Source organism: Pseudomonas sp. LBUM1655, assembly GCF_059716085.1.
Window position 1 is genome coordinate 3309902 of record NZ_CP166801.1, and the last position, 17623, is coordinate 3327524.

A 17623-nucleotide genomic window follows, 5' to 3' on the forward strand; every position below is an offset into this window, starting at 1 on the left:
TCTCCTGCTTATTCAACGGACGGAATTCAAGGCATGCTGGACGCCAACGCAACCCACATCACCCTCACGCTCGAAGGTGCCAACGCCGACCTGCAAGTCCTTAGCTTCACCGGTCGCGAAGCCCTCAACGAACCGTTCCGTTTCGACCTCGAACTGGTCAGCGCCCGTCCCGACCTGAAACTTGAAGAGCTGTTGCACAAGCCCGGCGTCCTGACCTTCGGCGCCACTGGCGAAGGCAAGATTCATGGCCTAGTCTATCGCATCGAGCAAGGCGATTCCGGCAAGACCCTGACCCGCTACAGCATCAGCCTGGTGCCGCAACTGGCGTACCTGCGGCACAACCATGATCAGCAGATCTTCCAGCAACTCACCGTGCCGAAGATCATCGCCCGGGTGCTGGAGGATCGCGGCATTCTCGCCGACGCCTACAGCTTCCAGCTCAGCGCCGAATACCCGGAACGCGATTACTGCGTGCAGTACGACGAGTCCGACCTGCACTTCATCCAGCGCCTGTGCGAAGAGGAAGGCATCCACTTCCACTTCCAGCACAGCAGCAGCGGCCACAAACTGGTATTCGGCGACGACCAGACCGTGTTCCGCAAACTCAAAGCCGTGAGCTACCAGCAAGACTCCGGCATGAGCGCCGACAAACCGGTGATCAAACGCTTCAACCTGCGCCTGGAAACCCGTACCACCCGCGTCAGCCGCCGCGACTACGACTTCGAAAAACCGAAGATCCTGCCCGAAGGCGCGGTCAAATCCGAGTTCGCCCCGGACCTTGAGGACTACGACTACCCCGGCCGCTTCACCACCCGCGAGCGCGGCAAGTTCCTCTCGACCCGCGCACTGGAACGCCATCGCAGCGACTACAAACTCGCCGAAGGCAAAGGTGACGAGCCGACCCTCACCAGCGGCCACTTCCTGACCCTCGCCGAACACCCGCGCGCCGAGTGGAACGATATGTGGTTGCTGCTGGAAGTCTTCCACGAAGGCAAACAACCGCAAGTGCTCGGCGAAAACGTCACCAGCGACGTCACCGACAACAAAAGCGATTTCCACCAGGGCTACCGCAACAGCTTCCTCGCCACCCCATGGGACGCCCACTACCGCCCTGCCCTCGAACACCCGAAACCAAAAGTCCTCGGCAGCCAGACCGCCATCGTCACCGGGCCCGCCGGCGAAGAAATCCACTGCGATCAATACGGCCGCATCAAAGTCCAGTTCCACTGGGACCGCGACGGCCAGGGCGACGACAAAACCACCTGCTGGATGCGCGTCGCCAGCGGCTGGGCCGGCGCCGCCTACGGCGGTATCGCCATCCCGCGCATCGGCATGGAAGTCCTCGTCACCTTCCTCGAAGGCGACCCCGACCAGCCACTCGTCACCGGTTGCCTGTACCACAAGGAAAACGTCGTCCCCTACGACCTGCCGGCAAACAAGACCCGCAGCACCTTCAAAACCCTCAGCTCACCGGGCGGCAAGGGCTACAACGAATTTCGCATCGAAGACAAAAAGGGTGTGGAACAGATCTACATCCACGCACAGCGCGACTGGGACGAAAACATCGAGCACGACCAGAAGATTCGTGTCGGCAATGAGCGGCATGACACGGTTGAAGCCAATACGCTGAGCGAGTTCAAGGTTGAGGAACACCGGATTACGCATCTGGATCGCAAAAGCGAAATGCGCGCGGATGATCACCTGACGGTTGCGGTGACACAGCATGTGAAGGTGGGTACGGCGCAGTTTGTTGAGGCTGGGACGGAGATTCACTATCACGCTGGCGAAAAGGTTGTGATTGAGGGTGGCATGGAGCTGACCGCCAAGGCTGGTGGGAGTTTTGTGAAGGTTGATGCCGGTGGTGTGACCATCAGTGGGGCTGAGGTGAAGGTGAATTCGGGTGGCGGGCCGGGAGCCGGCACCGGCATTCAGATCCTCGCCCCATTCATTCCGGGGCTTGCAGCCATTGATAACGCCGGACGCCTGATGCAAACCCGCGCCAACCAGATGATGCAGGCGGAGTACCTCGCCGTGACGCCGAAACTCAAAGCACCTACCGGCATCTGCGTCGAATGCCTGAAGAAAGCAATGCGCGAAAAACTCGCCCTGCAATCGGGGGCCAATTGATGACAAAGAGTGACGCGGCGAAAGCCTGGAGCGAAGCGCAAAAGAACGCTCAGTCGATATTCGCTTTCGTGGAAACGGGACTGCTCCCGGAACTGGTTCGCCAAGAGTTCCTCAAGTCCGATCCCTCGCGACGACCGTTGATGCTTCAACGGGAGTTTGCTGAATTGCGCAACTACGGCCCTTGGTTGGTCGACGTTAGCCATATGGAGTTCGAAGCTTTCCTCACTCACGAATACTTCAAAGGCTGCACCGCAATGGCCAGCTGGATTCGCACAGACTGCCCTGCTGACAATCTCGCCGCGCACCTAAGCGACGCGTTACTGGCAAAAAATGAAGCCGAAGAAGTTCTGATGATCCGCAGCTATGCGCCTGAAGTGCTGCCGATGCTCTACGCGCGCGATGATTTGTCATGGCATGCGTGGTTGTTTGGCCCACTGCAGGAATGGTGGGTGCCAGCAGAAGATCAATGGCACTGTCTGAAGGGACTCAACCTTGAAAAGCCCGGAAGATACGAGCCTATTTTTCTCGACACAAAACTGTGGACGGACATGGAGATCGATCCCCTGCCCTACAACCTCACCACTGAACTGGAAAAAGAAGCGCCTGAAGTGTTTACAAGCACCTGCCACGGCGCACGGTTGAAGCAGGTGAAAGAAGCGCTGGACGCTGGTCGCAGTGAAGGTTTAACGGACGCGGAAGACGTCACTCTATTTGCCAGCATGCAATTGATGGACCGCGGTTTTCCGGCGAACTGGCCGATGTGGGAAAAGGCGAAAGAACGGGCAATTGGAGAAAAGTTGCCGCTTGGTGTGGTGATGCGAGAGTTGTCGGAATGAGTTTCGTGATGAACATACTGATCAGCACTTTCTGTCTGTCTCACAATTTTCTGGATATTCAAGATGCATTGCTGGATAAGGAATTTACGTAAATGACCGTGAACATGGATACTAAGCGGCAAAAAACCTGGCGTCGCCGCAACCTTGTCATCGGGGTATTCGTTTTACTGCTGCCTTTCGTTGGATCGTATCTCTATAACCAATTTCGTACGCCGGGTGCGATGTTGACGTCTGAAAACTATATGGAGAGACCCATCTTTAGTTTTTGGGTGAATGATTTTTGGGGTGGAAATTTAGCAGCGATGGGTAGCGGTGGCATTACGTGCTGCCAAGCTATCAAAGGCCCCACCGTGAAGGTGTCTTGGATCCTAAGCATTACAGAGGAACAATCAGAGCGAGGTCTAAAGGAAGAAACGCATGAGACAACGTTGACGCTACCAGAACAGCGTCGAATTGATCGTTATCTCCATGTGCGTTTTCTTCCTGGGAACGTAGTGGAAATAAAATGGAGCCCAAATCTCGACAGCCCTTTTAATGCTGATCCAATATCTGGACCGATTACCGAACAAGGACGTTTACAATGACCGGCACAACCAATCTGGATCGAGCTCAATCGATTAGCTCGAAGACATGCGCTAACACAGTCGGCAGCGAAAAGAATCCGGTTTTGCCCTGTGAATCCACACTTCATGTTGGATTTTTTTTTGACGGGTTTAGTCGAAACTTGATGGATGACCTTAAGGAAAACCGTTTAACTAATGTGGCACGATTATTTCTTGCGTACGCCATCACCCACGTTAGATCAACTGAGCAGCCTAGCGCGCACTATCGGAAATTTTACATATCTGGCTTAGGTTCAAAATTCGACGAAACCTTAGGCGGCGGTGCTGAACTGAGCAATACGGGGTTAGACGGTGCGCTAAACAGAGCCAAAGACAGCGCCATAAAATCACCTGAAGACACAATAAAAAACAGCCCACTGGACGCTGTAAAGGATGTTATTACGGGTAAAAAGTGGTGGGAAAGCGCGATCAGCAATTTGAAAGCTGGAAGTTTTGTATCGAGTATTGCCAAAGCCGTGGCTCCAGCAACACTGGATATTTTTGGAGTTACTCGCGATAACGAAGCTGCAGCAACCTTCTTCAAAACCGGCGTTGATACAAGACTCGAAGCCGCATTCAAAGTTTTGGAAGAAGCATTAACCAATATCAAAGGTAAATCCGGCGCACCGGTAAAACGCATTTCGATTTCTGTTTATGGCTTTGATTTTGGCGCAACACTAGCTCGGGCTTTTGCTCACAAGCTATTTGAAGAATGTGATCCCGCGACAACAAACTTTAAAGGCGCAAAGCTTGAAGTTAATTTCGCCGGTCTCTTCGACTCAGTGGATCGCAGTGGTGAAAACTCCATCATCCTCGAATACTTGATTCCTTTTGTAAACGTTGTCGATGACGGAGAGTGTCTGCCGGGCCCAGTAAGATCTGCTCTTCATCTCGTCGCGGCTCATGAATGTCAAGACTCTAGGCGTTCGAGATTGATTGGGACTGGTCCATCAACTCCAAAATGGGAAGAGCGTTTAGTTCCGGGCACATCTTATGATGTTGGTGGAGGTTTGAGAAAGGACGACGTACCACGTAGCACTGAACTCCACTTAGCAAGCCTTCACGAAATGTACCAAGCGTCGCTTCGTGCCGGAGTGCCATTTCCCACTCTCGATGAATTAAGAAAAATCGACCTTCGCGTCGCAAAACTATTTACTTTGAATGATCATATAAATGGCATTAGCGCCATCGGGGCCAGTAATAATTACATGAATAAAGCTGGCAATAAAAAACTATCTGCGGAAGCCTTTCTTGCTCACCGACGTTTATATATCCAACGTTTGCGTGGTCTATGGGAGCTTTATCGTGGGCAACACAAAGCCTACGACGATGAGGAAGAGCGACTTCAACGCCCCATCCTCGGCAAACAAGGCTCTATCGCACGCGCGCTTGGAATGAGCAGCGAAAGCGATGCTCAAGCTGCTAAACGCGATCAAGCGCTCAAGCAAACACAACAAGGTAAGGCTGCCCTTCGTGCCGAACTTAGCTGGCTGGAGGACGTAGACAGAGAAGCTTGGAGGTTGAAAACCAGTTTCCCTTCCGCCCCAATCAAAGCGCTGCTGGACGAGTGGTTCGCTCCTGTAGCCAAAAGTCTCAGCTTCGACGTAGAAGATCTCCTTGAGTATTACGTAAACGACCAGTACATGATCCAGCAAATACCTCAAAGCGCAGGCGCTCCTCTACCTAAGTACTTCCTCGTTCGAGAGTTCGACATGCCGAGCCTGAACAAAACCAAAGGCATGGCACCCGACTATCTAGAACAGATGATGAGAAAACCTTCAGCAGCGCCTTCAAGTACGTCAACTTAAATGCATGCAGATTCAGTGCGTGCTCAAGGCCTGGAACTTGATCTTCTAGTTTGGATTTCATTCGTTTGATAGATATTGCTGCGGACGCACGCCGAAAACGAACATGGCGAAGGAGACGAATAGCCCTAGCTGTGTTGGCCTTACTGCTTTGCTACGCCGCCCCGAAAATACTCGGCCTGCTTCGCACTCCAGGTGCAATGATGACCTCGGAAAATTATATGGATCGCCCGATATTTAGCTTCTGGGTCAACGATTTTTGGGGTGGGAATTTATACTCCATGAGTGGCGGAGGAATCATGTGCTGCACTCGCTTCGGAGGTGAGACTGCCAAAGTCACCTGGATCTTGGACATGACTCGGCAACAGCAATTACAAGGTGCAGTAGAAGAGCGTCATGAGATTGAGCTTCCGTTACCAAAGCGTCAATCAGGAGACCAGTATCTGCACGTTCGGTTCGATCCCGGCAATAACGTACGTCTGGGCTGGAGTCCGGATCTTTTTAGCCCTTTTGAAACGCGACCATCCAAGAAAAATGCTGGAAGCATAGGGGCGCAATGAGAGTTCGTGATTTAGCGAAACCCCAACAGTGGCTTCGTACAAAAATATTGGTCAGCGTGGCTGATGCTGCTGGCGGCCTTTTCGATCCCCTTTATTCATGATCAAGTCCGTACGCCAGGTGCAGCACTCACCTCTCACAACTACACGGACCGACCTATCGGGAGTTATTGGGTTAACGACCATTGGGGTGGTAACGGAGGTGTAACTTGCTGTTGGAGCATAAGCGGTGAATCTGCAAAAGTTGTCTGGATTCTGAGCATGTCTCAAGCTCAAGAAAATCAGGGAATGAAAATTGAAAGGCACGAAACTCAAGTGGCTTTGCCTGAACGAAGCCCGGGAGACGACACGTTGCATGTCTACTTCTTCCCGAACAATCGGATTGAGTTGGTGTGGGCAGCCACGACGCTGGATACGCTACCTCGCCCAACGGAAGCTTTGATGCGTTAACACACGGGCCGAGTCTCACTCCCTACCCGTGTCTATATCACTGCAATTACCCCATCAAACCGGCGCCTTCCAATTCAACATCTGCTGCTGCGCCACCTGCAGCAAGTCATTGCCATCCTGCGTCAGCAGGTACAGCGCATGGGTAATGTGTGGAATGTCCTGCACGTCGGCGTGCTTGAAGCAGAGGCAGTGCAGGGTTTCGAGGAGATCGGCTGATGCGCGGACGCGCTGGACGGCGGCTTCGAGGATGTCTTTGGGGTTGGCTTCTGTGTCGATGACCAGGGGTGCGCTTTCGGTGACGCCGCTGTTGAGGGGGATGTAGCGATTGGGGAGCGGATTAATGATAGACATGGGTGATTACTCATAATGGGGCAAAAGTAACCGCCGGCACTGTGACCAAACAATGGGAGGCGGACTGTATACAGGCTTGGTCAACCGAGATAACCCCAACTCAGCTCGCTCGAAAGCGATCCTGCACACAGCCGCCACAACAGAGCACTGCGAGGACATAGATGTCCGCAGCGCAAATGATGGCACATTTGCAATGGGGTGAACGCTCAGGTGACCAAACCCGAATCGCTGATTTTGCAGCGACGCGAAACCATAACCGCCCCACTCCAGCCGTCGAAAGCAGACAAGGCATCTGTCCTTGTAGGAATCCGGCCTGCGTCCGCAGGAAATCGACCCACTCCCTGACAGCCGGTGTTCAGCCCGGTTAACCATCACTTAACGCTGCGGTCAAAAACTCTACTGAACCGCACGCCCTCAGCGCTATTGGCTGACGCCCAGTGCGGCAGGTTTGGCTGAATCACGCCGAACTCTAGAACCGTCACACGGGAGTCCTTTCATGAATATTCGTCCTTTCCTGCTCACCACTGCCCTCGCCTGCACCGCGTTCGCTGGGCTCGCCCAGGCCAATGACTCGTCTGCCACGTCCAACGCTGTGCCTTATGAGTACGGCATGCCGCTGCATGTGGCGAAGGTCGTTTCGTTGACTGAGCCGCCCACTCTGGATTGCAAGGTGATCACTGCCGACATGAAGTACATCGATAACAACGGCAAGCCTGCGGAAATCAGTTATCGGAAGTTGTCTGACGCTTGCAGTTATCAGAACTGACGGAAAGCTCTGATTTGCGGCTTTGCGGTAGGCGGGGAGTGTTTCGCGGGGTTATGCTCGGGGGCCTTCCTCACTGCCGCAAGGATTCGCCATGCAGTTGTCGTTTCGCACGTTGTCGACTCTAACTTCTTCGTTGTGTTTTCTCTTGGCGTTGGTCTGGGGCTTTTTCCCCGACGTGTTGCTGGCGATCTGGAGCATCGAATATTCCGACTCAGCCGGTTTTGTCGCACGGCGCAGTGCGGTGCTGTTTGCGGCGCTGGGGCTGATGTTTTATCTGGTGCGCAGCGCGCCGCCATCGCTTGGGCGCAACGCGCTAAGCAATGGGTTTATCGTTGGCTGTTTTGGTTTGGCGGTGCTGGGTTTTGCAGAATGGCTCAACGGTCACGCCGGCCCCGGGATTCTGCTCGCGGTGCTGGTCGAGTTCGCGCTGGGCCTTGGCTTCGTGCAGGCCCGGCGCGTGACGGTCGAACTGGGTGAAACGGTGCGTTAAACGGCTCTGGATCGTGGACTGTAGTGATGTGGCGTCGCCTGTCGCTCCAGGTCCGAGCGTAGCCCGGCGATCAGTTCGTTGATTTCGCGACAGCCGTTCAAATGACTGGCATCAATGCCGCTAACCAATAAATCGACCTGGTCGGTCTGGTGATCGCCGAAAACCTTGACGGTCATCGACAAGTCTGGCGACAGCGTGCATTGGCAGCGTTTTGGCAGAAAGCTGCTTTCAATGATATTGCGTAGTTCCAAGGCAGACAGAAACATGGTGAACCTCTCCTACTAAATGAAACTGCCAATCAACGCTTCACGTTGACCGCTTTTGCTGCCCCTGCACGGGTGTGTCCCCGCTGTTTCCCTGGTGCGGCAAGCGGTTGTACTGCGAAATGCCTTTTGGAGTGTAGGCGCCCGAACCCGGTGCGCTGCACCAAACAGACGCATAAAGCGTGCCTTCCATCGGATCGTTTTGACCCTCGTAAAATCAAGCACTTGGCGATGAGGCCAGCATTTGGCCAGTTGCAAAATGCAAGAAAAAGACTTCCAGGCCCTGCAAATTGCAACTCGGCGTCGGTTTGCATTCGACGCGCGTGGGGGTAAGAATGCCCCTCAATCCACACTACACCCGCAAGGAGGCTTCCATGGGTTCTTTCCGTACTTACGCGACCACCGGCCTGATCGTTGCCAGCCTGTCCTCCCTCGCCCACGCGGCCAAACTGGAAGATGTTGCGCCGTATCCAAAGGCTGAAGCCGGTTTCACTCGTCAGGTCATTCATCTGCCCAAGCAGGATCAGGAAGAGAACTTTCAAGTCGAGATCCTCGCTGGCAAAACCCTCGAAGTCGATTGCAACCGCCAACGTCTGGGCGGCATGCTGGATGAGAAGAACCTCGAAGGCTGGGGTTACTCGTTCTACCGACTGGAAACAGTCATCGGCCCGATGAGCACGAAGATGGCCTGCCCGCCCGGCTCCCAGAAGAAGCGCGCGTTCGTGCCCGTGGTCGGGGATGGCTTCATGCTGCGGTACAACAGCAAGTTGCCAGTGGTGGTTTATGCTCCGTCGGACGTCGAAGTGCGTTATCGCATCTGGTCCGCCTCGGACAAAGTCGGCACTGCCCTTCAGGAATGATCTGAGCAAGGAGCGTCATCCGTGATTACCTGCCACGTCAGATACGTGATCGATCCTTACCAGTTGACCGAGTTCGAGGCCTACGCCAAGGCCTGGCTCGGCATTGTCGAACGCTTGGGCGGTACCCATCACGGCTACTTTCTGCCGTCCGAGGGCGCGAGCAATATCGCTTATTGTCTGTTCAGTTTTCCGTCGCTGGCCGATTACGAAAGCTATCGGCACATCGCGATGACCGATCCGGAGAGCACCGCGTTGGTGAAATCACTGGTCGAGAAGAAGTTCATCATCAGCTACGAGCGCAGTTTCCTGCGCCCATTGCTGCCCTGATCGCCATCACGCAGCAAGCAGCAGCGCGACGAATACAGCTTGATCAAATAGCGATTGCCAACCTGGTTATACCTGTCAACTCTGACAGTTATGCAACTCATCCTGATGCCGTAGTTTGAGCATTCACCGGGAATTCACTCCCACCGTGTTCATGCATCAGGAGCATTGCGATGAGCCTTTCAAAATCAAACACTGCCAATGTATTTACTGCCGACGTAAATGGGGGCGAACGTCCTTTGTTCAGTGCAGACAATACGAAAATAATCGACAGGCTTTCTTCAATACCGACTCCACATTGGCAAGGTTTCGGTACTCAGGACATCTCCTCAGACCCATTTGATCCGGTGCAGGTACACCTGAGTGTCTTCGTCGCCGAGGGCGTGGCGCCAGGAATCTATAAGATTGGTGAGGGAGAAGTTTGGGCAAGTTATGGCATTCAGAGGTCCGGTAATATTGAGGCGTATCTATCCATAAGCGGCGAGGTCACGCTGAAAACTGTGCCGTCGCCTGACAATAAGCGGCTGGAGGGCACTGTTTCATTCACCGGCAAATACCAAGACAAGCAAGTCAGGATCACCAATGGCCAATTCAATCTGACTGAACAGGCCTGAAATTACATCGGCACCGCTGCAAATGAAAACCCGCCTCTAGGGCGGGTTGGGTGCTGCAGTCGTGAGCTAGCCCGCCAAATGAGGAATGGCGGTAATAATGCTTGGCTGGCAGCGCAATACGGTGGAAGTCATGGGCTGGAAATTAGCCCGAGCGGTGCTCGCGCTTCAATGGCCAATTCCGCGCGACAAAGGTAGGCTGGCGATTCTGCTCATCACTTCAAGGAACGAATGCATGATGCCTATTGCCCTGCCCCTCACGGCTTTGCTCGCTTTTGCTGGTTATACCGTTTCGGTGATGCTTCAGGCCGAGCAGTCGCTGATCGACTTCGGGATCAGTCTGATGTCGCGCCCGGATACTGCGCAGGTGGTGATTGATCTTTATTTGCTGGCGACACTGGCCGGGGTGTGGATGGTCAAGTATGCCAAGGCGCGCGGGAAGACTGTGTGGTCGGTAGTGCCTTATTTGTTGCTGACGGCGGTTTTTGTGTCGGTTGGGCTGTTGTTGTATCTGGTGGTTCGTGGGGTTCGGGAGCGGAAGAAAGTTGTCGATGCGCCTCGGTTGAGCTGATCCGGATGTTGTGTAGATGCTGAATCCGCCTTCGCGAGCAAGCTCGCTCCCACAGGGAGACTCAGCCAAGTTTTACGGCGAAGAAGGCTGCGGTTTCGTAAGGTACTGTCACCACATCTTTACCGCGTAGCTCTGGCTCGGAGTTGATCAGCGCGCGAATCTGCTCATCGACCTGCGTCCGCTGCGCGTCCGGCAACGCGGCGATAAAACTGGTGGAGCGCACTCGATTGAAAATCACATCTTCCGGCGATCCGGTGTGGCCATGGTGAAACTGCTGGAGTTGCAACGCGCCGAACGCCGGATGCGGAAACGCCGCCCGCCAGGCACCGGTGTAATAGCGCGGCGTGTCGCCCTCCAGTGCATTGACGATTGCATCGAGTTTCGGCACCCAATTGACTTGGGTATCGCGCAGGTTCCAGATCAGCGCCAACTTGCCCCCGGATTTGAGCACTCGGGCGATTTCGGTCAGCGCCTCAGTGCTGGCGAACCAGTGAAACGCCTGGGCGCAGACCACCACGTCCACTGAAGCATCGGGCAACGGCAAGTCCGTTGCCGTCCCGCTCACCGCCAGTACCTGCGGCCAGGCATCAGAGAGTTTTTCCAGCATCTGGGCCACCGGTTCCACGGCAATCACTTGCGCGCCGGTCGCCACCAGCCGCCCGGTAAACTTGCCAGTGCCAGCGCCCAGATCAATCACGGTTTTATGACCATCCAGACCCAATGTGGCGGTCAGCCATTCGCTGACCTGCGGCGGGTAATCCGGCCGTCCTTTGACGTAGGTATCGGCAGCGGTTTTATAGCCGGCGGCGGCTGAGTGATGGACCTGATCTTTCATGGCAACTCCCCTTGCGGCAAAGCTTCGGATCAACGGCGGATGCCCACGAGCATAGCGCTTGAATTTACGCCTACCTTGAACAGTCACTGACAAAGCAATGAATAAAATTTCACCCTGTGGTGTTCAAAGTCAGACATAACCCTCTGTGGAGCCTTGCCCATGACTATCCGTTCCGTTATGTTCGCCGCCCCGTTGCTGCTGGCCGCTGCCCTGTCCAGCCATTTGGCGTTTGCCAATGGTGATGAAGACGAGCCGGTCAAGAAGCCCGAATGCCCCAAAGGCCAGGTCTGGGACAGCAAAACGCAGAAGTGCGTATTGCAAACCAGCAGCCTGTTGCCCGACGCTGATCGTGCTGACTACGCCTATCGCCTCGCCAAGGACGGTCGCTACGACGAAGCGCTGGCGCTGCTCGATACCCTGCAACAACCGAACACCGCCAAGGCCCTGAACTATCGCGGATATGCCACGCGCAAACTGGGCCGTACCGACGAAGGCATCAGCTATTACGTGCAATCGGTGAAACTCGATCCGCAGTATGCGCAAGTGCGCGAATACCTCGGCGAGGCCTATGTGATCAAAGGCCGCGTCGACCTGGCGCAGGAACAGTTACAGCAGATCAAATCGATTTGCGGCACGTCCTGCGAGGAGTACCAGGATTTGGCTGAAGCCATCAACGATTCATCGAAAACCTGAGCATCAATCAACGGAGGCGATCATCGTCAGCGATCAGGCATTCAGAGCAGAACTCGGCCAGCATCTGGCGCGATTGTGGCGCTACGGTTTGCTGCTGTCGCGCAATCGACACGTGGCCGAGGATCTCGTGCAGGCCACGTGCGTGCGGGCGCTGGAGCGTTCTGCGCAGTACGCGACCGGCACGCGCATGGATCGTTGGCTGCTGAGCATTCTGCATTCGATCTGGCTCAATGAAGTGCGCGCTCGCCGCGTGCGCCACGGTACCGGTCAGGTCGATGCCGATGGGCAACTGGCGTTCGACGGTGAGCACGCGGCGCAGACGCACGTCATGGCGGCGCAAGTAATTCGTCGGGTCGATGCGCTGCCTGAAATTCAGCGTGAAACCGTGTACCTGGCGTATGTCGAGGGCCTGTCCTATCGCGAAGTCGCGGAGATTCTGCAGGTGCCGATCGGCACCTTGATGAGTCGTCTGGCCACCGCCCGCCTCAAACTCGCCGAATATCCGCCGCTGCAATCCGTGCCGAAACCTACCGAAGGAGACCGCTCATGAATACACCTTCGGACGAGCAACTGGTGGCCTATCTGGACGATGAGCTCGACCCGGATTATCGCCGCCGACTCGACAACGCAATCGCTGACGACCCGCTGCTCAACCTGCGCGCGCAGTGGTTGAGCCGCAGCAGCCTGCCGTTCAAGAACGCCTACGATGAACTGGCGCAACAAGCGCCGCTGGATCGTCTGCAAGCACGCCTGGATGCCATTCCTTCGCCACAAAAGCCGGGGCTGAGTCGCCGCTGGTTTATCGGTGCCACAGCAGCCACGTTGGTGGCTGGCGGGGTGCTGGCGGACCGATTGTTGCTCGGCTGGCAGGCGCAGCAATCACACAACTGGCGTGGGTTGGTTGGCGACTATATGGCGCTGTATGTGCCGCAGACACTGGAGCATTTGCCCACTGACGACGTTACACAGCGCGCACAGTTACGCAGCGTCGACGCACGCCTTGGCCTGAATCTTTCCGCTGCCGCGCTGAAACTGCCGGGCGCCGAATTCAAGCGCGCGCAAATGCTTGAGTACGACGGCGTACCGATTGCGCAGATCGTGTATCTGGACGCGAAAAATGGGCCATTGGCGCTGTGCGTCAGGCGTTCGAACAGCGGCAGTCAACCTTTGGCGCACGAACGCCGGCAAGGGATGAATGTGGTGTATTGGACCGAGCGAGAGCATGCATGGATGTTGATCGGCCATGACACCGCCGCAGGGCTCGAAGAAAAGGCAAATTTGTTGAGAAGTCGTTTAGCCGTATGAGAAAAACCACTTCTATGCTGGAAAAGTAATCTTCCAAGGAGTATTCCACCGATGCCGATTTCGTCTCGCACTGCATTACTGGTGATCGACGTTCAGAACGACTTCATTCCCGGCGGTCAATTGCCGGTGCCTGAAGGCGACCAGATTGTGCCGCTGATCAATCGCATTGCCGGCCACTTCAAACAGGTATTAATTGCCCAGGACTGGCACCCGAAGGGACATGTCTCTTTCGCTTCCAGCCACCCCGGCCGTCAACCCTTCGATGTCATTCAACTGCCTTACGGTGCACAGACACTTTGGCCCGACCATTGTGTGCAAGCCACTCCCGGTGCCCAGTTTCACCCGGAGCTGGATCTGCCCCACGCCCAGTTGATCATCCGCAAGGGCTGCAATCCCGACATCGACAGCTATTCTGCGTTTCTGGAGGCCGATCGGCGCACCACCACCGGACTGGCCGGTTACTTGAAAGAGCGCGGCATAGATACGGTCTACATGGTCGGTCTGGCATTGGATTTCTGCGTGATGTTTTCCGCTCTGGATGCGCGGGCGGCGGGGTTCAATACGTTTGTCGTACTAGATGCCTGCCGGGCGATTGATCTGGATGGATCACTGGCGGCGGCGATGGACCGGATGCAGGGCGCAGGGGTCGGGTTGATTCAATCCACTGAAATCAGCTGATCGGCGACCATTCCCCTGTGGCGAGCGGCCGTCAGACTGACGTTGGCAGCCACAGTCGGAATCGCGCGCCCCCCAGCGGAGAAGACTCGACCGTCAAAGTCCCGCCCTGCGCTTCCAGTGCCCGACGACTGATGGCCAGTCCAAGGCCGAACCCACCTGTCGCCCGATCACGGCTGCGATCAAGTCGATAGAACGGCTCGAAAATCCGCTCGCGTTCATCGTCGGGAATGCCGATGCCGTCGTCATCCACCCAGATCTCGCAACCTTTTGCGCAAACCTGTACGCCGATCTGAATGCGCTTTTCGCAGTACCGCATGGCATTACGCACCAGATTCTGGATCGCCCGGGCAGTCAGTCGCGGATCAAGCGAGAAGCGCTCGAGCTGTCCGTGCAGCAGCACATCAATGACGATATCCGGCGACTCCAGTTCCTCGTCGACGCTGCCCAGAATACTGTCGATGAATTCGTCCAGCGACACTTCGACCTGCTCCGGACACTGCGCAGGGTTCTGCAAGCGGCTGTAAGACAGCAATTCCAGTACCAATTCATCCAGCTCACGAATATGTGCGACCAACCCTTGCAAACGCTCACGGCTCGCTGCCGGCAAGTCATCGGACAGCGCCAGCGCCAGGCCGAAATCCAGGCGCGTCAACGGCGTGCGCAATTCGTGGGAGACCGCATTGAGCAGGTCGCGCTGTTGGTTGAGCAGGTTCTCGATGTCACCGGCCATGGTGTCGAACACATTGGCCAGGCTGCCGATGTTCGAACTCGAGGCGATATTCGTGCGTTCGCTCAGATGACCTTTACCAAAACGCTCGGCAGTGCCCTTGAGGCGCTCCAGATCGCGCCAGTGTGGACGCAGCCACATCAACAGACAGGCGAGCAGCGTTGCGCCGATCAAGACGTTGATGCTCCAGTACAACAGATCGACGTCCATCGGGTCGGGCGGCACCACCATTTGCACCGCCATGGTGTCGTCCAGCGGCGTGACCGCGAGTGTGCGCCAGCCCCAATCGCCGATGCGCACCACGTTCTCGCCACGCCGCAGTCGCTCACGTTCAATGGCGGTGAAGTCGGCATCGTCGATGCGCGCCAGCACGATCTGCAGCGGCTGGAAGTCCTTGTCCATCGACGCTGCAACGGCGGGCCATTGTTCCTGCGGCACGGCGTGAAACTGTTTGGTGATCAGCGATTGCAGGCCACGGGAGTAGTCGAGGTTGTAGGTGACAAAGCGCTCCCGGAAAGCCATGACCACCAGATCCGGCACCAGATAGATGGCCGCGCTGTACGAGACAATCGTCACCAGATACAGACGAAACAGGATGCGAAACATCAGATCAGCATTCCCATTCGGAACGGCTGAACAGATAACCCTTGCCCCACACCGTCTTGATCTTGCGCGCCTCGCCAGCATGGTCATCGAACTTGCGCCGCAGCTTGGAAATCGCCACATCCACCGAACGGTCAGTGCCGTTGAATTCGATGCCACGCAGGCGTTGCAGAATCTGGTCGCGGCTGAGCACTTCGCCGGCGTGTCGCGCCAATACCACCAGCAAGTTGTACTCGCCGCTGGACAACTCGACCGGCTGATCGCGCCAGCTCACGGTGCGTTCGGACAAATCGATGCAAAGGTTGCCCATGACGATGCGGTCGTTGACCGTCAACGGTTCGCCCAGGCTGCTGCGGCGCAGCAAAGTACGCACCCGTGCAAGCAACACGCGCGGTTCGCAGGGTTTGGTGACGTAATCGTCAGCGCCCATTTCCAGGCCCAGCACCTGATCGTGGCTGTCATCGCGAGCGGTGAGCATCAGGATCGGCAGCGTCGCCGAGTCGGCACGCAGCAAACGGCAGACTTGCAGGCCATCAAGCCCCGGCAACATCAGGTCGAGGATCACCAGATCCGGCGGATTGACCCGCGCCCGTTCACGCACATGGTCGCCACGGCCGATCACGCTGACGGAATAGCCGTTGCGCTCCAGGTAGCTGGAAATCAGTTCGGCGAGGGCGGTGTCGTCTTCGACCAGCAGGATGTTGGGCATGGGTGTTCCAGAAAAAGTGCTGTGGCGACTGGTCGGGCCTCATCGCGAGCAGGCTCACTCCTACATTGGTTCTATGTCAGCCACAAATTTTGTGACCGCCACAAACACTGTAGGAGTGAGCCTGCTCGCGATAGCTATTGAACTGTCGCAATAAATTTCAAGGGCTAAAGGATATACGCCCTCACCCACTCCTGAGTAAAACCCTTACACAATTTCACACAGCGCCTACAAAGCTTCACCGCTACTCTCGGCAACTGCCCGTAGGATGCGGGCATCAATATTGGGGGTGGTAAATGTCGAACAAACTGCTGGCCGGGCTCGGCCTGATCGCCATGGCGCTGACGCTGAGCGCCTGTGACTCGTCTTCGAACGCCGAAGAGCAGGCGCCGCCAGCCACCGTGCGCACCGAGACCATCGAAGCCCGCCCCCTGTCGATCAGCAGCGAACTCAGCGGCCGCATCGCCGCGCCGCGCATTGCCGAAGTGCGTGCCCGGGTGCCCGGCGTGGTGCTGCAACGCACCTACCGCGAAGGCAGCGACGTGAAAAAGGGCGACGTGCTGTTCCGCATCGATCCGGCACCGTTCAAGGCTGATCTGGACAGCGCCGATGCCGCCTTGCGCAAGGCCGAGGCCAATGCCTTTCAGGCGAAGTTGCAAGAGCAGCGCTACGCCCAGTTGATCGACGACAAGGCCATCAGCGCCCAGGACTACGACAACGCCCGCGCCAATGCACGGCAAACGGCCGCCGATGTCGCCGCCAGCAAAGCCGCGGTGGAACGGGCGAAGCTGAACCTGGGTTATGCCACCGTCACCGCACCGATTTCAGGGCGTATTGGCCGTGCGCTAGTCACCGAAGGCGCACTGGTCGGCCAGAACGAAACCACGCCGTTAGCGCTGATTCAGCAACTCAACCCGATTTATGCCGACCTCACCCAGTCGACCCGCGAACTCAACGAATTGCGCCGCGCATTCCGTTCCGGGCAATTGCAGGAAGTCGGGCAGGATCAGGTCAAGGCCACGCTGATTCAGGACGACGGCAGTCTGTATCCGCTGCCGGGCAAACTTTTGTTCAGCGACATCACCGTCGACCCGGGCACCGGCCAGATCATTCTGCGCAGCGAATTCCCAAACCCGGATCTCGACCTGTTGCCCGGCAGCTTCATCCGCGTGCGCCTGGAACAGGGCACCATCCAGAATGGCATCACCGTCCCGCAACGCGCCGTGCAGCGAGACAGTGCCGGAGTGGCGAACGTGTTGACTGTCGACGAACAGATGCGCGTGGCCGAGCAACCGGTGCAACTGGGCGCGGTACAGAACAATCGCTGGATCGTCACTGGCGGCCTCAAACCCGGCGACCGTATTGTCATCGAAGGCCTGCAGCACGCTCGCCCCGGCGAGAAAGTACAGATCGACGAGACCCCTCTTCCACTTGCCCAGACCTCTGGTCAGTAAGCAGGACGC

At 56.4% G+C, this 17623-nt stretch carries 22 protein-coding genes; 17 read left to right on the forward strand and 5 right to left on the reverse strand.

What is annotated here, in order from left to right; all coding sequences use genetic code 11:
• Positions 1–33: 33 nt before the first annotated feature.
• The 6 genes from ACA074_RS14690 (at position 34) to ACA074_RS14715 (ending at position 6377) form a co-directional block, all read left to right on the forward strand.
• Positions 34–2127, forward strand: coding sequence for a type VI secretion system Vgr family protein (locus ACA074_RS14690; RefSeq protein ID WP_497677221.1), 2094 nt, complete (start codon positions 34–36; stop codon positions 2125–2127).
• Positions 2127–2963 (forward strand): DUF4123 domain-containing protein, encoded by an 837-nt coding sequence (locus ACA074_RS14695; RefSeq protein ID WP_497677222.1) that lies wholly within the window; start codon positions 2127–2129, stop codon positions 2961–2963. Before ACA074_RS14690 ends, ACA074_RS14695 begins: the two co-directional genes overlap by 1 nt.
• Positions 2964–3055: 92 nt before the next feature.
• Positions 3056–3547 (forward strand): DUF3304 domain-containing protein, encoded by a 492-nt coding sequence (locus tag ACA074_RS14700; protein WP_497677223.1) that lies wholly within the window; start codon positions 3056–3058, stop codon positions 3545–3547.
• Positions 3544–5373, forward strand: coding sequence for a hypothetical protein (locus tag ACA074_RS14705; RefSeq protein ID WP_497677224.1), 1830 nt, complete (start codon positions 3544–3546; stop codon positions 5371–5373). Before ACA074_RS14700 ends, ACA074_RS14705 begins: the two co-directional genes overlap by 4 nt.
• Positions 5374–5591: 218 nt before the next feature.
• A complete protein-coding gene (locus tag ACA074_RS14710) occupies positions 5592–5930 on the forward strand; it encodes a DUF3304 domain-containing protein (protein WP_497677225.1) in 339 nt (112 codons plus the stop codon).
• Between the two features lie 63 nt (positions 5931–5993).
• Positions 5994–6377 (forward strand): DUF3304 domain-containing protein, encoded by a 384-nt coding sequence (locus ACA074_RS14715; RefSeq protein WP_497677226.1) that lies wholly within the window; start codon positions 5994–5996, stop codon positions 6375–6377.
• A 54-nt stretch (positions 6378–6431) separates the two neighbouring features.
• Here the strand turns inward: ACA074_RS14715 and ACA074_RS14720 are convergent, their stop codons facing one another.
• Positions 6432–6728: a hypothetical protein gene (locus ACA074_RS14720; protein WP_497677227.1), complete on the reverse strand. Its 297-nt coding sequence runs from the start codon at positions 6726–6728 to the stop codon at positions 6432–6434.
• A gap of 496 nt (positions 6729–7224) precedes the next feature.
• Between ACA074_RS14720 and ACA074_RS14725 the strand changes: the two genes are divergently transcribed.
• Both ACA074_RS14725 and ACA074_RS14730 read left to right on the forward strand, forming a co-directional pair.
• Positions 7225–7494 carry a DUF2790 domain-containing protein gene (locus tag ACA074_RS14725; RefSeq protein WP_497614111.1) on the forward strand — a complete coding sequence of 90 codons (270 nt, stop codon included), beginning with the start codon at positions 7225–7227 and terminating at the stop codon, positions 7492–7494.
• A 91-nt stretch (positions 7495–7585) separates the two neighbouring features.
• Complete coding sequence (locus tag ACA074_RS14730; protein ID WP_497677228.1) at positions 7586–7984, forward strand: hypothetical protein; 399 nt, start codon at positions 7586–7588, stop codon at positions 7982–7984.
• Here ACA074_RS14730 and ACA074_RS14735 read toward each other — a convergent pair.
• Positions 7981–8250 carry a DUF1652 domain-containing protein gene (locus ACA074_RS14735; RefSeq protein WP_401263948.1) on the reverse strand — a complete coding sequence of 90 codons (270 nt, stop codon included), beginning with the start codon at positions 8248–8250 and terminating at the stop codon, positions 7981–7983. The genes ACA074_RS14730 and ACA074_RS14735 overlap by 4 nt on opposite strands.
• Positions 8251–8621: 371 nt before the next feature.
• On the opposite strand from ACA074_RS14735, the gene eco reads away from it, so the two are divergent.
• From eco to ACA074_RS14755, 4 genes are all read left to right on the forward strand, one after another.
• Entirely contained in the window at positions 8622–9107 is a 486-nt protein-coding gene (eco, locus tag ACA074_RS14740) for a serine protease inhibitor ecotin (RefSeq protein WP_497657367.1), read from the forward strand.
• 21 nt (positions 9108–9128) lie between these two features.
• Positions 9129–9434, forward strand: coding sequence for an NIPSNAP family protein (locus ACA074_RS14745; protein WP_497677229.1), 306 nt, complete (start codon positions 9129–9131; stop codon positions 9432–9434).
• 170 nt (positions 9435–9604) lie between these two features.
• Positions 9605–10045, forward strand: coding sequence for a hypothetical protein (locus ACA074_RS14750; RefSeq protein ID WP_497614114.1), 441 nt, complete (start codon positions 9605–9607; stop codon positions 10043–10045).
• 232 nt (positions 10046–10277) lie between these two features.
• On the forward strand, positions 10278–10613 hold the full coding sequence (locus ACA074_RS14755) for a DUF2834 domain-containing protein (RefSeq protein ID WP_497679331.1): 336 nt from the start codon (positions 10278–10280) through the stop codon (positions 10611–10613).
• 61 nt (positions 10614–10674) lie between these two features.
• On the opposite strand, the gene ACA074_RS14760 is transcribed toward ACA074_RS14755, so the two are convergent.
• A complete protein-coding gene (locus ACA074_RS14760) occupies positions 10675–11448 on the reverse strand; it encodes a class I SAM-dependent methyltransferase (protein WP_497677230.1) in 774 nt (257 codons plus the stop codon).
• Between the two features lie 159 nt (positions 11449–11607).
• On the opposite strand from ACA074_RS14760, the gene ACA074_RS14765 reads away from it, so the two are divergent.
• From ACA074_RS14765 to pncA, 4 genes are read left to right on the forward strand one after another with little or no spacing between them, the layout of a single operon-like run.
• Positions 11608–12141, forward strand: coding sequence for a tetratricopeptide repeat protein (locus ACA074_RS14765; RefSeq protein ID WP_497677231.1), 534 nt, complete (start codon positions 11608–11610; stop codon positions 12139–12141).
• 19 nt (positions 12142–12160) lie between these two features.
• A complete protein-coding gene (locus ACA074_RS14770) occupies positions 12161–12691 on the forward strand; it encodes an RNA polymerase sigma factor (protein ID WP_497659656.1) in 531 nt (176 codons plus the stop codon).
• Positions 12688–13446 carry an anti-sigma factor family protein gene (locus ACA074_RS14775; protein ID WP_497677232.1) on the forward strand — a complete coding sequence of 253 codons (759 nt, stop codon included), beginning with the start codon at positions 12688–12690 and terminating at the stop codon, positions 13444–13446. Before ACA074_RS14770 ends, ACA074_RS14775 begins: the two co-directional genes overlap by 4 nt.
• A 51-nt stretch (positions 13447–13497) precedes the next feature.
• Positions 13498–14124, forward strand: coding sequence for a bifunctional nicotinamidase/pyrazinamidase (gene pncA / locus ACA074_RS14780; protein WP_497614117.1), 627 nt, complete (start codon positions 13498–13500; stop codon positions 14122–14124).
• 31 nt (positions 14125–14155) lie between these two features.
• Here the strand turns inward: pncA and ACA074_RS14785 are convergent, their stop codons facing one another.
• Together ACA074_RS14785 and ACA074_RS14790 are read right to left on the reverse strand one after the other, a co-directional pair.
• The gene (locus tag ACA074_RS14785; RefSeq protein WP_497657372.1) at positions 14156–15457 is read right to left on the reverse strand and encodes an ATP-binding protein; all 1302 of its coding nucleotides are present in this window, start codon (positions 15455–15457) and stop codon (positions 14156–14158) included.
• A 4-nt stretch (positions 15458–15461) separates the two neighbouring features.
• Positions 15462–16163, reverse strand: a complete 702-nt coding sequence (locus ACA074_RS14790) for a response regulator (protein WP_187678934.1) — start codon at positions 16161–16163, stop codon at positions 15462–15464.
• A 293-nt stretch (positions 16164–16456) separates the two neighbouring features.
• Here ACA074_RS14790 and ACA074_RS14795 point away from each other — a divergent pair, with 293 nt between their 5' ends.
• On the forward strand, positions 16457–17614 hold the full coding sequence (locus ACA074_RS14795; protein ID WP_489879540.1) for an efflux RND transporter periplasmic adaptor subunit: 1158 nt from the start codon (positions 16457–16459) through the stop codon (positions 17612–17614).
• Positions 17615–17623: the final 9 nt, after the last annotated feature.